This window comes from Streptomyces sp. NPDC005263, from assembly GCF_042872365.1.
Taxonomy (GTDB): domain Bacteria; phylum Actinomycetota; class Actinomycetes; order Streptomycetales; family Streptomycetaceae; genus Streptomyces.
In genome coordinates this window covers 520,213-534,030 of sequence record NZ_JBIAKJ010000002.1, presented here as the reverse complement: position 1 = coordinate 534,030, position 13,818 = coordinate 520,213, and the positions used below count along the sequence as shown (strand labels likewise).

Genomic DNA, 13,818 nt, shown 5'->3' with positions numbered 1-13,818 from the left:
GGTGCGGCCCCCGCGGTCGTGGACGGAGGCGACGGGCGGGTGCGGGCGCCCGTGCCGTCGGACTCGGGGCCTGTCGTTTGGATCAGGCCGCAGGAAACTGACGGTGCTGGTCGATGCCGGTGAGCGGGGTCTGGCGCGTGCAGCTGCAAGGCGGAGGAGGGCGTCGATGCGGAGCATCGGCAACCGACGACAACGCGGCAGATGGGCGTGCCAGACCCCGCGTCTGCGGCTTGATCCAAACGACAGGCCCTAGGTGAGCGTGAGCGTGAGGACAGCGGAGTAGGAGCCCGCGGGGGTGAACGCCGGGACGTCCAGGGAGAGTCCGGCATCCACGGAGAACTCACCGCCGGTGAGCGTGCCGTCCGGGGCCGACGCCAGGGTCGCTCCCGAGCTGCCCACCGTGCCGGCCGAGCCCGCCTTGCAGGTGCTGGGGCTGCCGGCCTTGGTCTCGCAGGCCGGGGTCCAGCTCAGCTTCCCGGCGTCGATCTTGGCGCTGGGACCGGTGAACTTGGCGTTGGTGAAGTCGGTGACCTTGCCGGTCAGGGACCAGCCCGCGGGTCCGCCGCGGAAGTCGCGGACGGTCACCTTGTTGAGGGAACCGGTGGACGCCCCGCCCTTGCCGAAGTCGACCGCCGACAGCGCGACGGCGTTGCCGGCCTGGGTCATGGACAGTGTCCCCGCCTTCACCGTGGTCGTCAGTTTCTGGCTGCCGTCGGGCGTGGGTGGTGTGGTGCCGCCCACGGCGTAGGCCGCGGGACCTGCGCCCTTCTTCTCGTCCCAGGAGGCGCCCTCGTACGCCACGATCCCGGTCGTCGTCTTGTCGTTGACGACGAGCGGTCCGCTGAAGGTGCCCTTGGCGTCCGCGGTCACGGTCGCGGTGTCCTTGGTCTGCTTGTCCCCGGAGCGTCCGGCCAGGGTGACGGTCGCGCCGGGCGTGAAGCCGGTGCCGTTGACGGTGACGCTGTCACCCGCGTTCCCGGAGGCCGAACCCAGCGTGATGGCACGCTGGTTGACGGGGGTCGAGTCCGTCGCGGTGACGGTCTCGGAGACCGGCGCGGGCGGAGTGATCACCGTGCACGGGGTGTCCAGCTCCATGATGTAGCTGGTGTGGATGTTGTAGTCGCCCGGCGAGAGCGTGATCGCACCGGGCTGGGTGACCTTGAAGGTGCCGGTCATGGAGAACGACGGGAAGGCGCCCTTGCCGGGCACCGGTTCGTTCTTCTTCGGCCCCGCGACCGTCACGTCCCCGGTCTGCGCGCCACCGAGGGTGACCTTGCCGGTCGGGGTCATGATGTCGGCCGGCAGGGCGAGCTCGGTGGGGTTGCTGGCGGCCGCGGTGACCACGGTGTACGTGACGGTGACCGTGTCGCCGACCTTGGGGGTGGTGGTGTCCACCGAGACATTTCCGGTGGTGGTGCCGTCGATCGGCGGGATGCCCGCGATCGCGGGTGGTATGCAGTGCGTGGCGAAGTCCACGTTCGTACCCGCCGCACCTGCCGGGCAGGCCAACGCCCCGCCCGCGGTGACCGCGACCGCGGTCACCGCGAGCAGCGACGCCCAACGGCGCCGGCGTGGTCTTCGGAGTGTCGGACCCATGCGTGCCCCCTCCTGAGGGATGCGGGCGCAGCGTCTCTTCTGCGCCGACAGGGGGCCATTGACCTGGAGGCCGCGCGAGAAGTCAATGCAGATGCCGCAGAGAACTGACGAACCATCAGTTCTCTGCGGCATCCGGAACAGATCACTCAGGAGAGCGCTCGGCCGTCCGGCCGTCCGGGAGCCCGGCCGGACCTCGGCCGGACCCTCAGTCGAACACGAACGGGCCCGGCGACTGCTTCGCGCTCGCCGTACAGGTGACGGAGATACCGAAGATGGTCATCTGCAGCGAGCCGCCGTAGAACTCCAGACTGTCGCCGGAGGCCACGGTGCCACTGAGCGGCCCGACGGTGACCGGGTCCTGGGCGGCCATGGCCGGGTTCTTCTTCCCGCTGAAGACGACGGTGCCGCCGCTCGCCCTCACCATGGTGAGCTTGGAGGTGATGGAGTCCGCCGCCAGTGCGAGCGGGGTCTTGATGGCGGTGGACGAGAGGGTGATGGTGGCCGCGGTGCCGTTCTGCGTCGCGGTCAGGGTGGCCGCCCCGCCGCCGAACAGTCCGCAACTGGCGTTGATCGTCGCCGTCGTCGGGGTGACGGCGGCCGCGGTGGGCGCGAACGCCAGGCCGGTGACCGCGAGGGCCCCGACCAGTACTGCCGCACCCGTGGTTGTGCGCTTGCCTCTCATGGGGATGAGCTCCCTTCGTGTTCTCTGGGAGTGCGCGTTGACGGCCGTCGGCTTTGGCAGTGGGTGCGGTCAGCTGCGGCGGCTCGAATCTGACGGGCCGTCAGGGGATACGTTCATTGATGCGCGGTTGGCAAGGGCTTGCAAGGCCGATTTCCGGCCTACTCGCGGGGCACCGGCCGGCGATACAGGCAGCAGCATGAACAGCCGCGCGGGACGGGGGGGCGTTGAGCCGCGATGTCATCGCGGCTCATAGCGCGAGGACCCCTCAGCCCGCCGACGCCGTCAGCCGCACGGCACCGTCGGGTCCCGCCACCAGAACCGGCGTGCCGACGCCGCCCAGGTCCCGCACCGCCGCGAGGTCCGCCGCGGAGGCCGTCTCCGCCTCCGTGACCACCGCCGCCGCCTCCAACGACTTCGCCCCGGACGCCACCGCCATCGCCACGGCCGTCTGCAGCGCGCTGAGCTTCAGCGAGTCCAGGGCCACGGTCCCGGCCACATACGTACGTCCCGTCTCGTCCCGCACGGCCGCCCCCTCGGGCACACCGTTGCGGGCCCGCGCCGAACGGGCCAGGGTGACGATCTTGCGGTCTTCGGGGTCAAGCGCGCTGTCAGTCATGAACTGAGCATACGAAGAGCGGCCGGGCCGTCGTCGGACCAGGTCTCATGGACGGTCCAGCCGAAGCCGCTGCGCCCGCGGCAACCCCGCCACCACCAGGTCGTAGGAGTCCTCGACGAGCTCCCGGACCAGCCCGTCCGGCAGGTCGCCGTCCGCCGTCACCGTGTTCCAGTGCCGCTTGTTCATGTGGTAGCCGGGGACGATCAGTCCGGGGTGTTCGCCGCGCAGCCGGATCGCGTCCTCCGGGTCGCACTTGAGGTTGACCGTGAGGGGGCGGGCGTCCAGCGTGGTCAGGGCGAAGAGTTTGCCCAGCACCTTGAAGACGGAGATCTCCGGCCGGAACGGGAACTCCTCCACGGCCTCGTTGAAGGACAGGCAGAACGCGCGCAGCTCCTGGGGCGTCACTCCGGTTTCGTCTCCTCGTCATCCGGCTTCTCCGCCGGGCTCACCGGCTCCACCAGCACCGTCACGATCTTGTTCCGGCGTCCGGCCGCCGCCTCCGCCGTCAGCCGCAGCTCACGCCCGTCGGGCAGTTCCACGACCGACGAGGCCCCGGCGATGGGCACGCGGCCCAGGGCCTTCGCGAGCAGGCCGCCGACGGTCTCCACGTCCTCGTCGTCGTACTCCTCAAGCCCGTACAGCTCGCCGAGGTCGGTGATGTCTAGGCGGGCGGTGACCCGGTGGCGGTCGTCGCCGAGGTCCTCGACGGGCGGGAGTTCGCGGTCGTACTCGTCGGTGATCTCCCCGACGATCTCCTCGAGGATGTCCTCGATGGTGACGATGCCGGCGGTGCCGCCGTACTCGTCGATGACCACGGCCACGTGGTTGCGGTCCTGCTGCATCTCGCGCAGCAGGTCACCGGCGTTCTTGGTGTCGGGGACGAAAGCCGCCGGACGCATCGCCGTCGACACCAGCTCGCTCTCCGCGTCCCGGTTGATGTGCGTCTTGCGGGCCAGGTCCTTCAGGTACACGATCCCGACGATGTCGTCCTCGTTCTCGCCGGTGACCGGGATGCGCGAGAAGCCCGACCTGAGCGCCAGGGTCAGCGCCTGACGGATCGTCTTGTAGCGCTCGATGACGACGAGGTCGGTCCTCGGGACCATGACCTCCCGTACGAGCGTGTCGCCCAGCTCGAAGACCGAGTGCACCATGCGGCGCTCCTCGTCCTCGATCAGCGACTCCTTCTCCGCGAGGTCGACCAGCGCGCGCAGCTCCGCCTCGGAGGCGAAGGGGCCGCGCCGGAAGCCCTTGCCGGGAGTGAGCGCGTTGCCGATGAGGATGAGGAGGGACGGGACGGGGCCCATGATCCTCGCCAGCGGCAGCAGGATGTACGCCGCCGCCGTCGCCGTGTTCAGCGGGTGCTGGCGGCCGATGGTGCGCGGGGAGACGCCGACGGCGACGTACGACACGAGGACCATCACCCCGATCGCGACCAGGAGCGCCTCGGTGGTGCCGTCGAACTGCCGCAGACAGGCGTAGGTGACGAGCGCGGCGGCCGCCATCTCGCAGGCGACCCGCACCAGCAGCGCCACGTTGAGGTAGCGGGTCGGGTCGGCGGCGATCTGGGCGAGCTTCGCGCTGCCGCGTCGGCCGGTCCGTACGGCCTCCTCCGCCCGGAAGCTGGAGACGCGGGCCAGGCCCGCCTCCGCGCAGGCGGCGAGCCAGGCGACGACGACCAGGGCGATGGCGCCGGAGACGAGGGCGGGGCTCATGAGACGGTCGGGGCGGGGGACGGACCGGTCAGGCCCTTCTCCGCGCGCCAGCCGTCCACGATGGCCGCCTGCAGGCCGAACATCTCGGCCTTCTCGTCGGGCTCCTCGTGGTCGTAGCCCAGCAGGTGCAGCACTCCGTGGACGGTGAGCAGTTGCAGCTCCTCGTCCATGGAGTGCTGCGTCTCGGCTTCCTCGCCCTGCCTCTTGGCGACCTCGGGGCACAGCACGATGTCGCCGAGGAGGCCCTGCGGGGGTTCGTCGTCGTCCTTCGACGGCGGACGCAGTTCGTCCATCGGGAAGGACATGACGTCGGTGGGCCCCGGCAGGTCCATCCACTGGATGTGCAACTGCTCCATGGCGTCCGCGTCCACGACGATCACCGAGAGTTCGGAGAGCGGGTGGATGCGCATCCGGGCGAGCGAGTAGCGGGCGATGTCGAGGATCGCCTGCTCGTCGACCTCGGTTCCGGACTCGTTGTTGACGTCGATCGACATGGTCGCGCTGGTCTACTTCCGCTTGTCACGGGCGCCCTTGTGGGTGCCGTTCTCCGTACCGTTCTGGCTGTCGTACTTCTCGTACGCGTCGACGATACGGCCGACCAGCTTGTGCCGTACGACGTCGTGGGAGGTGAGCCGCGAGAAGTGCACGTCGTCGAGGCCTTCGAGGATGTCCTGAACCTGACGCAGACCGGACTTCGTACCGCTGGGCAGGTCCACCTGGGTCACGTCACCCGTGATCACGATCTTCGAGTCGAAGCCGAGCCGGGTGAGGAACATCTTCATCTGTTCGGGGCTGGTGTTCTGGGCCTCGTCCAGGATGATGAAGGCGTCGTTGAGGGTGCGACCACGCATGTACGCCAGCGGCGCGACCTCGATCGTCCCCGCCGCCATCAGCCGCGGGATCGAGTCCGGGTCGAGCATGTCGTGCAGCGCGTCGTACAGCGGGCGCAGATACGGGTCGATCTTCTCGTAGAGCGTGCCCGGGAGGAATCCGAGCCGCTCCCCCGCCTCCACCGCGGGGCGGGTCAGGATGATGCGGTTGACCTGCTTGGACTGCAGGGCCTGCACCGCCTTGGCCATGGCGAGGTAGGTCTTGCCGGTGCCGGCGGGGCCGATGCCGAAGACGATCGTGTGCTTGTCGATCGCGTCGACGTACCGTTTCTGGTTGAGGGTCTTGGGGCGGATCGTGCGGCCACGCGAGGAGAGGATGTTCTGCGTGAGCACCTCGGCCGGTGTCTCCTGGCCCTCGCTCTCGCCGTTCTCACTGGCTCTGAGCATGGCGATCGAGCGTTCCACTGCGTCCTCCGTCATCGGCTGTCCGGTGCGGAGCACCAGCATCATCTCGTCGAACAGGCGCTGGATGAGCGCGACTTCGGCGGCCGCGCCGACCGCGCTGATCTCGTTGCCCCGGACGTGGATGTCGGCGGCCGGGAAGGCCTTCTCGATCACGCGCAGCAAGGAGTCGCCGGAACCCAGCACGGTCACCATGGGGTGCTGGGCGGGGACGGTGAACTGCGCTTTGGCCTGCCCCTGCGCGGGTGTGTGAGCTGTGGGTGTCTGAGTCATGGGCCGGCGCTGTAGGCCTGCGGTTCCTCCTCGTCACGGCCGCGTAGCTGAGAGCGGCCTCGCGATACCAAGGGTACGACGGTGCACTGACAACGCCGTAGGGCTTTTCACCGTCCCCGCCGGGAGCCTGGGGGCGACGGCGGCGAGGACGCTCACGTCGAGCGGCCGAACCCGATCGTCGGCACCGCCCGCCGCAACGGCCACGGCCGCCCGGCCTGCTGTGGCACCAGCCCGGCCAGGAACCCGTAGCGCCGCAGCGCCGTCGGCTCCTGCCCTTGCACCGACTGCACCTTCCGCCACCACGCGCCGATCTCGGACCAGCCCGGGGCCGACAACGAGCCCCCGAACTCCTGCACGGACAACGCGGCCGTGAGACCGCCGAACGCCAGCCGGTCGGCGAGCGGCCACCCCGCCAGCGTGCCGGTGACGAAGCCCGCCACGAAGACGTCCCCCGCACCGGTCGGATCGAGTGCCTCCACCTCGATGGCCGGGACCTCCGCCGTCTCCCCCGTCCGCCGGTCCACCGCGTACGCGCCGTCCGCACCGAGGGTGACCACGGCGAGCGGTACGTGAGCGGTGAGCGCGTGCGCCGCGGCCCGGGGGCAGTCGGTGCCGGTGTACCGCATCGCCTCCTGCGCGTTCGGCAGGAACGCCTCGCAGTGTTCGAGGTCGGCGAGCCCCGCCAGATCCCAGGCCCCGGTGTCGTCCCAGCCGACGTCGGCGAAGATCCGGGTGCCCTTGCCCGCGGCCTGCGCGATCCAGGGAGCGCGGGTGCCGGGCGTGAGGGAGGCGATGGCGGCACGCGCGCGGGGCGGGCAGTCCGGCGCGGGCTCCTCAGGGGGCGGCTCGTGGCCGTGGGAGACCATGGTGCGCTCGCCCTCGTACGCCATGGAGACGGTGACCGGGGAGTGCCAGCCGGGGGCCGTGCGGGAGGGGGTGAGGTCGATGCCCTCGCCCTGCTCCAGGGTGTCCCAGCAGTACTCGCCGTAGTGGTCGTCGCCGAACGCGGCCGCCAGCGAGGTGCGCAGGCCGAGCCTGGCCAGCGCGGTCGCCATGTTCGCCACGCCGCCGGGGCTCGACCCCATGCCGCGGGCCCAGGACTCCGTCCCGCGCACCGGGGCGGAGTCGAGCCCGGTGAAGATGATGTCGAGGAACACCGGGCCGGTGAGGTAGACGTCCCAGGGCGGGTCGTCCGGCCTGCGCAGGGCGGCCAGCGGGTCGACCCTGGGCTGGTCGCGGTGGTCCTCTCCGATGGACGCGGTGGACGCGATCACGGTGCGCTCCCTGACGAGGTACGGATCAGGCCAGTCTGCACCACGCCACCGACAACCACGCAGGTGTCACACCGGACCCGGGCGGCAGATCGCGTCAGGCCCGCCGTCCGACGCCCCTGAACCGGCCCCGACGGGCTCCTCGCCGGCCCCGTCGCGCCCGTCCGCCCCCGCGGCCGCTACCAGCGCGGCACCGGCGGCGTGGCCCACTCCGGGTCGGCGATGCGCATCGCCGCCGCGTCGTCGCGCTCTCGCAGTGAGCCGTCGTCGTCGAACCACCGTCGGTGCAGGACCGCGAGCTTGTCGCGGTCGAGTTCGACGCCGAGGCCGGGCGCGTCCGACACGGTGACCCTGCCGTTCTCGAAGGTCAGCCGTTCGGTGAGGACGTCCTCCGACTGCCAGGGGTAGTGCGAGTCGCAGGCGTGGTGGAGGTTCGGGACGGTGGACGCCACATGGGTCATGGCGGCCAGCGAGATGCCCAGGTGGGTGTTGGAGTGCATGGACACCCCGACCCCGAACGTGCGGCAGATCGCGGCGAGTTGCTGCGTGTTGCGCAGCCCGCCCCAGTAGTGGTGGTCGGAGAGCACCACCTGGACGGCGTCCCGGGTGAACGCCTCCTTGATCTCGGCGAAGGTCGTCACGCACATGTTGGTGGCGAGCGGCAGGCCCGCCCGTCGCTCACCATCACCCTCGCCCGAGTCGCCTCGCGCCGCCTCTCGCAGCCGCGCGGCCACCTCGGCCATGGCCGGCGTGCCGAGGGTGGGGTCCTCCAGGTACTCCAGGACGTCCCCGAGTTCCTCGGCGACCTTCAGCGAAGTCTCCACGCTCCAGGCGCCGTTGGGGTCCAGGCGGAGGGGGTGCCCGGGGAACGCCTCGGCCAGGGCGCGGACGGCCGCGATCTCCTCGTCCGGCGGGAAGACGCCCCCCTTGAGCTTGAAGGAGGTGAAGCCGTACCGCTCGGTGAACCTCCGGGCCTGCTCGACGACGCCGGCCGGGTCGACGGCGGCACCCCAGTCGTCCTTCTCGGCGGCCACGCCCTGCGGATGGTCGGCCCACCGGTAGAAGAGGTACGCGCTGTACTCGACGGTGTCCCGGAGCTTGCCGCCGAGCAGGGCGTGCACGGGCTGGCCGAGGGACTTGCCGAGGGCGTCGAGGCAGGCGACCTCGAAGCCGGAGACGACGGACAGGCGGAGTTTGTCGGCGGTCTGGACGCCCCGCAGTCCACCGACGTCGACCTGCCCGGTGACGCGGGCCCCGTCGACGGCCACCTCGTCGGCGACGGTGAACAGGCCGTTCAGATCACTGACCTGACGGCCGATCAGTTTGGTGGCGAACGGCCGCGCCAGCTCCAGGTACTTCGTGTCGCCGTAGGTCTCGCCGACACCGGTGATCCCGTCCGCCGTCACGATCTCCACGATCAGCCGGGGGGTGTACGGCTGGTGCACGCCCTGGGTGTTCAGCAGCGGCGGATCGGCGACCAGGATCGGCGTCAGCCGTACCTCGGTGATGGTGAGATCGCGGGTCACAGGGCGGCTCCTACGAGGTCGGGTCCGGTGGTCGGGAGCGGTTCGAGGTCGGTCAGTCGTCGACGTCCGAGGGATCCGTGAGCGGTGACCGTGCCATCTCCCCATGTAGACGTTATCCATGTATGAAGATGAAGGTTAGATACGCGAACGAAACCCGTCAATGCTCCGGTCACTCCCGCTTACGATCGACCCATGTCAGAGACAGCCGGCGTCCGTGAGGTGAAGTCGGCCGCGCGCACGGTCGAGCTGCTCGAACTGCTCGCCGCCCGCGGTGACCGGCCGGCGCGCCTCCAGGAGCTCGCGGACGCCCTGGAGGTACCCCGCAGCTCGATGTACGCGCTGCTCAAGACCCTGATCTCACGCGGCTGGGTGCGCACGGACGCCACCGGCTCCCTCTACGGCATCGGCATCCACGCCCTGCTCACCGGCACCAGCTACCTCGACTCCGACCCGCGGGTGCGTGTGGTGCGGCCGTATCTCGACGAGGCGTCCCAGGCGCTGGGCGAGACGATCCACCTGGGGCGCCTCGACGGGCGAGGGGTGACCTATCTGGCGACGCGCGAGTCGCACGAGTACCTGCGGACCATCAGCCGGGTCGGGCGTCGGCTGCCGGCTCACGCGGGCGCGCTGGGCAAGGCCCTGCTGGCCGAACGGGACGACGCCGAGCTGCCCGAGGGTCCCTACGAGGCACTCACCCCGAACTCGCACACCGACCGGTCGTCCCTGCTGGCGGACCTCGCCGCCGTGCGGTCCCGGGGCTACTCCGTGGACCGCGAGGAGGGCGTGCTCGGCATCGTCGGCTTCGGCTTCGCCCTGCGGTACGACTCCCCCGCCCAGGACGCCGTCAGCTGCTCGGTGCCGGTGGCCCGGCTGACGCCGGAGCACGAGGCGCGGATCGTCACGGTGATGCGGGAGATCCGGGCCGGGATCGAGGCAGCGGCCCCGGGCGCGGGAGGCGCTCCGCACTGGCGATAGCCGCGGGATCCGACCCTCGGCCACCTGGAAAAAGTCGCTCGTCTACCCGACCTCACACACCACAAACGCAACGTGCGCCACATCACACCTCCCGCGTTTCTTCTCGCGACTAGGTGCTTGATACAAATTGGCCGCGCGTTCCTGTCCGTCGACGGCCTGCGCCCCACCCCCTTCTGAGCCGCTTCTTTCGCATGCCCTGGGAACGCCCGTGTTCGCCCGCACCACCACGCCCTGGCCCCTCGTCGCCCTTTTCACGGCCGGGTACCTCGCCCCCTACCTCCTCCCCACCACCGTCGGCAGGCTGGACTCCGGTCTTCCGCTGTCCGCCACGCAGGCGGGCGCCGTCGGCAGTGCCCTGCTGCTGAGTTCGGCCTCGGCGGGCTTCGTGCTCGCCTCCCGGGTCGAGCGGATCGGCGCCCGGGCGCTGGCCCGCCTCGGACTCACGCTGGCCGTCCTCGGCTACGGCACCGCCGCCCTCACCTCGTCCGTCCCCGCGGTCGTCGCCGGCGCCGTGCTGGGCGGCTTCGGATCCGGTACGGCCACCACGGTCGCCGCCACCGGAATCGCCGCCCAGCGGGACCCGCACCGCATCACCACCCTGGGTCTGCTGAGCGTCTCCGCACTCGCGGGCGTGGTCTACCTGACGGTGCCGCACCTCGGCCCCGGGCACGGGCAGCCGCCCGCCGCGATCGCCCTCACCGCGCTCGCGGTCTGGCCGGTGACCGGCCGCCTCCCGGAACGTACGACCGCGACCCGGCAGGCCCGCAGCCCGCAGGAAGCGCTGCCCCACCTCCGCGCCGGGCTGGTCCTGGCCGCCGCGCTGCTCCTGTGGTCCCTCGCGCAGAACTCCCTGTGGGGCGTCAGCGGCCGCATAGGTCTCACCCAGGCGGGTCTGTCCGAAGCCACCGTCGGCGCCGTCTTCGCCGTGGCGCTGGGCGCCGGGCTCCTGGGAGTCCTGGGCGCGGGCGCGCTCGGGCCGCGGCTGGGCCGGGCCCTGCCGGTCGGCGTGGGCACCGCCCTCATCGCGGGCTGCATCGCCCTCAGCGCCTCCGCCACCGACCTGACCGGCTTCGCGACCGGCGAGATCGCCTGGAACACGCTCTACCCGATCGTCCTGTCGTACGTGCTCGGCCTCGCCGCCTCCCTCGACCCGCGCGGGCGTTGGGCGGTGCTGGTCGGTTCCGCGTCCTCGCTCGGCACCGCGGCGGGCCCGCTGGCCGGCAGCCTGCTGTCCGCGCGGGCCGGTTTCCCGGCGATGGGCGTGATCCTCGGCCTCGGGCTGCTCGTCATCACCGTCCCGTTGACCGCCGTGGCCCTGCACACCACCGGGCGCCCGCTGCTGTCCCGCGCGGTGCGTCGCCGGGGCGGCACGCCGACCGTCGTGGTCGCCGCGTCGACCGGCACCCCGGCGGACGCGCTCGCCCAGGTCGTTCCCGAGCAGCCGGTCGCGGAGATCCCGGTCGTGGAGATCCCGATCGACACCCCGGCCGCTCCCGCCCGGCAGTCCTATGACACGGCGGGCCCCCGGCAGGCCTCGGGGCCCCCGGGAGCCTGACGCCACCGAGGCCCACCGGGCCTGCCCCGGACGGCGGCTACGAGAACTGGTACGCCTCCACCTCGGCCAGGTAGCGCGCCCGCCGCTCCTCGTCGTGTTCCAGGAAGGACGCGACGAAGGAGTTGCGGGCCAGCTCCCGCAGCCGGTCCTCGCTCAGGCCCAGCGTCCGGCGTACGGCGTCGAAGTTGTCGCCGGCGTAACCGCCGAAGTAGGCCGGGTCGTCGGAGTTGACCGTGCACAGCAGCCCGGCCTCCAGCATCGCCGGCAGCGGGTGCTCGGCGAGGACGTCCACGGCCCGCAGCCGGACGTTGGACAGCGGGCACAGGGTCAGCGGGATCCGGTCGCGGACCAGGCGGGCGACCAGCTCCTCGTCCTCCATGCACCGCAGCCCGTGGTCGATCCGCTCCACGCCGAGCACGTCCAGGGCCTCGATGATGTACTCCGGCGGCCCCTCCTCACCGGCGTGCGCCACCCGCCGCAGACCGAGGGCGGCGGCGGCCTCGTACACCTCGCGGAACTTCACCGGCGGATGCCCGACCTCGGCGGAGTCGAGCCCGATGCCGACGATCCGGTCGAGGTGGGGCTTGGCGGCCTCCAGGGTGCGCAGCGCCGACTCGGCGGACTCGTCCCGCAGGAAGCACATGATCAGCTGCGTGGACACGCCGTGGTTCGCCTCGCTGCCGCTCAGCGCTCGCCACAGCCCCTCGACGACCGTGTCCATGGAGACGCCGCGCGCGAGATGCGCTTGCGGGTCGAAGAAGATCTCCGCATGTCGGACGCCCTGCGCGGCGGCGCGGGCGAGATAGGCGTTGGTGAGGTCCTCGAAGTCCCGCTCGGTGCGCAGGACGGCCATGAGTTCGTAGTACAGGTTCAGGAAGGACTGGAGGTCCTCGAACTGGTACGCCTCGCGCAGCGCGGCCGTGTCGGCGTACGGCAGCTCGACACCGTTGCGCGCGGCCAGCTCGAAAGCCAGCTCCGGCTCCAGGGTGCCTTCGATATGGAGGTGCAGTTCTGCTTTGGGGAGGGACATCAAAGCATCGTACGGCTGGTTTATCGCCGTTTCGGAACTGGGACGCGCTGGAGGTCGTGAGCGACGGTCAGCTCGCCCTCGAAGCCGGCGGCCCGGGCCTGCCGTTCGAACTCCTCCGGATCGGCGTACCGCTGGCTGAAGTGCGTGAGCACCAGGTGGCGTACCCCCGCGTCCCGCGCGACCCGGGCCGCCTGACCGGCCGTCAGATGACCGTGGTCGACGGCCAGTCGCTCGTCCTCGTCGAGGAAGGTCGACTCGATGACGAGCAGGTCGCAGCCCTCGGCCAGCGCGTGGACGCCGTCACAGAGCCGGGTGTCCATGATGAACGCGAACCGCTGCCCGCGCCGCGTCTCGCTGACGTCGTCGAGGCTGACGCCGTCGAGAGAGCCGTCACGTTGCAGGCGGCCGACGTCGGGGCCCTTGATGCCGTGCGCGGCGAGCCGGTCGGGCAGCATGCGGCGGCCGTCGGGCTCGACGAGGCGGTAGCCGTACGACTCGACGGGGTGGGAGAGCTTGCGGGCCTGAAGGGTGTAGCCGCCGGTCGTCGCGATCACGCCGTCGGCCGCGACCGGCGCCTCGACGATCTCGACCGTCTCCCGGTAGGCGGTGGCGTACCGCAGCCGGTCGAAGAACCGTTGCCCGGAGCGCGGGTAGTGGGCGGTGACCTCGTGCGGGACCTGGTCGAGGTTGATCCGCTGGATGACCCCGGCGAGGCCCAGCGAGTGGTCGCCGTGGAAGTGCGTGACGCAGATCCGGTTCAGGTCGTGCGCGGCGACCCCGGCGCGCAGCATCTGGCGCTGGGTGCCCTCGCCGGGATCGAAGAGGATCCCCTCGCCGTCCCAGCGCAGCAGGTAGCCGTTGTGGTTGCGGTGCCGGGTCGGGACCTGGCTGGCGGTGCCGAGAACCACCAACTCACGTACGGACACGACGACTCACCCGGGGGGCCACTGCATGCCGCGACCGCCGATGACGTGCGCGTGGGCGTGCCAGACGGTCTGGCCGGCGCCGCTGCCGGTGTTGAAGACGGTGCGGTAGCTCTCCAGCTTCTCCTCGTCGGCGACGGCCTTCGTCTCGCGCAGGACGGCGGCGGCGAGTTCCGGGGCCTCGGTGGCGAGCGCGGCGGCGTCCACGTGGTGGGCCTTCGGGATCACCAGGATGTGGGTGGGTGCCTGGGGGTTGATGTCCCGGAACGCGACGGTCGTGTCGGTCTCACGGACGATCGTCGCCGGGATCTGACCCGCGACGATCTTGCAGAACAGGCAGTCGTCCTGCGGTTCCCCTGCCATGGTC

Annotated in this window: 14 protein-coding genes; 2 read left to right on the top strand and 12 right to left on the bottom strand. The window is 71.2% G+C overall.

Annotated features, from left to right (window positions below; genetic code table 11):
* Nucleotides 1-249: 249 nt before the first annotated feature.
* The 9 genes from ACFYRY_RS09675 to ACFYRY_RS09635 all read right to left on the bottom strand — a co-directional run bounded on the left by ACFYRY_RS09675 (nt 250) and on the right by ACFYRY_RS09635 (nt 8,968).
* Nucleotides 250-1,596, bottom strand: a complete 1,347-nt coding sequence (locus ACFYRY_RS09675) for a beta-xylosidase (RefSeq protein ID WP_389141939.1) — start codon at nt 1,594-1,596, stop codon at nt 250-252.
* A gap of 205 nt (nt 1,597-1,801) precedes the next feature.
* Complete coding sequence (locus tag ACFYRY_RS09670) at nt 1,802-2,278, bottom strand: hypothetical protein (RefSeq protein WP_389141937.1); 477 nt, start codon at nt 2,276-2,278, stop codon at nt 1,802-1,804.
* Nucleotides 2,279-2,543: 265 nt separating this feature from the next.
* On the bottom strand, nt 2,544-2,894 hold the full coding sequence (locus tag ACFYRY_RS09665) for a cytidine deaminase (RefSeq protein WP_389141935.1): 351 nt from the start codon (nt 2,892-2,894) through the stop codon (nt 2,544-2,546).
* Between the two features lie 45 nt (nt 2,895-2,939).
* Entirely contained in the window at nt 2,940-3,299 is a 360-nt protein-coding gene (locus ACFYRY_RS09660; protein WP_389141933.1) for an MmcQ/YjbR family DNA-binding protein, read from the bottom strand.
* Complete coding sequence (locus ACFYRY_RS09655) at nt 3,296-4,606, bottom strand: hemolysin family protein (protein ID WP_389141931.1); 1,311 nt, start codon at nt 4,604-4,606, stop codon at nt 3,296-3,298. Before ACFYRY_RS09655 ends, ACFYRY_RS09660 begins: the two co-directional genes overlap by 4 nt.
* Nucleotides 4,603-5,100 carry an rRNA maturation RNase YbeY gene (gene ybeY, locus ACFYRY_RS09650; RefSeq protein ID WP_389141930.1) on the bottom strand — a complete coding sequence of 166 codons (498 nt, stop codon included), beginning with the start codon at nt 5,098-5,100 and terminating at the stop codon, nt 4,603-4,605. The genes ACFYRY_RS09655 and ybeY overlap by 4 nt, the downstream gene beginning before the upstream one ends.
* A gap of 12 nt (nt 5,101-5,112) precedes the next feature.
* A complete protein-coding gene (locus ACFYRY_RS09645) occupies nt 5,113-6,171 on the bottom strand; it encodes a PhoH family protein (protein WP_389141929.1) in 1,059 nt (352 codons plus the stop codon).
* Between the two features lie 152 nt (nt 6,172-6,323).
* Nucleotides 6,324-7,445: a carbohydrate kinase family protein gene (locus ACFYRY_RS09640; protein ID WP_389141928.1), complete on the bottom strand. Its 1,122-nt coding sequence runs from the start codon at nt 7,443-7,445 to the stop codon at nt 6,324-6,326.
* Between the two features lie 176 nt (nt 7,446-7,621).
* Nucleotides 7,622-8,968: a glucarate dehydratase family protein gene (locus tag ACFYRY_RS09635; protein WP_389141927.1), complete on the bottom strand. Its 1,347-nt coding sequence runs from the start codon at nt 8,966-8,968 to the stop codon at nt 7,622-7,624.
* Between the two features lie 192 nt (nt 8,969-9,160).
* Here ACFYRY_RS09635 and ACFYRY_RS09630 point away from each other — a divergent pair, with 192 nt between their 5' ends.
* On the top strand, nt 9,161-9,943 hold the full coding sequence (locus tag ACFYRY_RS09630) for an IclR family transcriptional regulator (protein ID WP_389141926.1): 783 nt from the start codon (nt 9,161-9,163) through the stop codon (nt 9,941-9,943).
* Between the two features lie 208 nt (nt 9,944-10,151).
* Entirely contained in the window at nt 10,152-11,498 is a 1,347-nt protein-coding gene (locus ACFYRY_RS09625) for an MFS transporter (RefSeq protein WP_389141925.1), read from the top strand.
* 37 nt (nt 11,499-11,535) lie between these two features.
* Here the strand turns inward: ACFYRY_RS09625 and ACFYRY_RS09620 are convergent, their stop codons facing one another.
* From ACFYRY_RS09620 to ACFYRY_RS09610, 3 genes are read right to left on the bottom strand one after another with little or no spacing between them, the layout of a single operon-like run.
* On the bottom strand, nt 11,536-12,528 hold the full coding sequence (locus ACFYRY_RS09620; RefSeq protein WP_389141924.1) for an adenosine deaminase: 993 nt from the start codon (nt 12,526-12,528) through the stop codon (nt 11,536-11,538).
* Between the two features lie 20 nt (nt 12,529-12,548).
* Nucleotides 12,549-13,454 carry a ribonuclease Z gene (locus tag ACFYRY_RS09615; protein ID WP_389141922.1) on the bottom strand — a complete coding sequence of 302 codons (906 nt, stop codon included), beginning with the start codon at nt 13,452-13,454 and terminating at the stop codon, nt 12,549-12,551.
* 6 nt (nt 13,455-13,460) lie between these two features.
* Nucleotides 13,461-13,814: a histidine triad nucleotide-binding protein gene (locus ACFYRY_RS09610; protein WP_389141920.1), complete on the bottom strand. Its 354-nt coding sequence runs from the start codon at nt 13,812-13,814 to the stop codon at nt 13,461-13,463.
* Between the last annotated feature and the right edge of the window lie 4 nt (nt 13,815-13,818).

Coding starts and splice junctions, on each gene's coding strand:
- ACFYRY_RS09675 (WP_389141939.1), bottom strand. CDS start 1,596: ATGGGTCCGACACTCCGAAGACCACGCCGGCGCCGTTGGGCGTCGCTG.
- ACFYRY_RS09645 (WP_389141929.1), bottom strand. CDS start 6,171: ATGACTCAGACACCCACAGCTCACACACCCGCGCAGGGGCAGGCCAAA.
- ACFYRY_RS09610 (WP_389141920.1), bottom strand. CDS start 13,814: ATGGCAGGGGAACCGCAGGACGACTGCCTGTTCTGCAAGATCGTCGCG.
- ACFYRY_RS09620 (WP_389141924.1), bottom strand. CDS start 12,528: ATGTCCCTCCCCAAAGCAGAACTGCACCTCCATATCGAAGGCACCCTG.
- ACFYRY_RS09630 (WP_389141926.1), top strand. CDS start 9,161: ATGTCAGAGACAGCCGGCGTCCGTGAGGTGAAGTCGGCCGCGCGCACG.
- ACFYRY_RS09670 (WP_389141937.1), bottom strand. CDS start 2,278: ATGAGAGGCAAGCGCACAACCACGGGTGCGGCAGTACTGGTCGGGGCC.
- ACFYRY_RS09665 (WP_389141935.1), bottom strand. CDS start 2,894: ATGACTGACAGCGCGCTTGACCCCGAAGACCGCAAGATCGTCACCCTG.
- ybeY (WP_389141930.1), bottom strand. CDS start 5,100: ATGTCGATCGACGTCAACAACGAGTCCGGAACCGAGGTCGACGAGCAG.
- ACFYRY_RS09655 (WP_389141931.1), bottom strand. CDS start 4,606: ATGAGCCCCGCCCTCGTCTCCGGCGCCATCGCCCTGGTCGTCGTCGCC.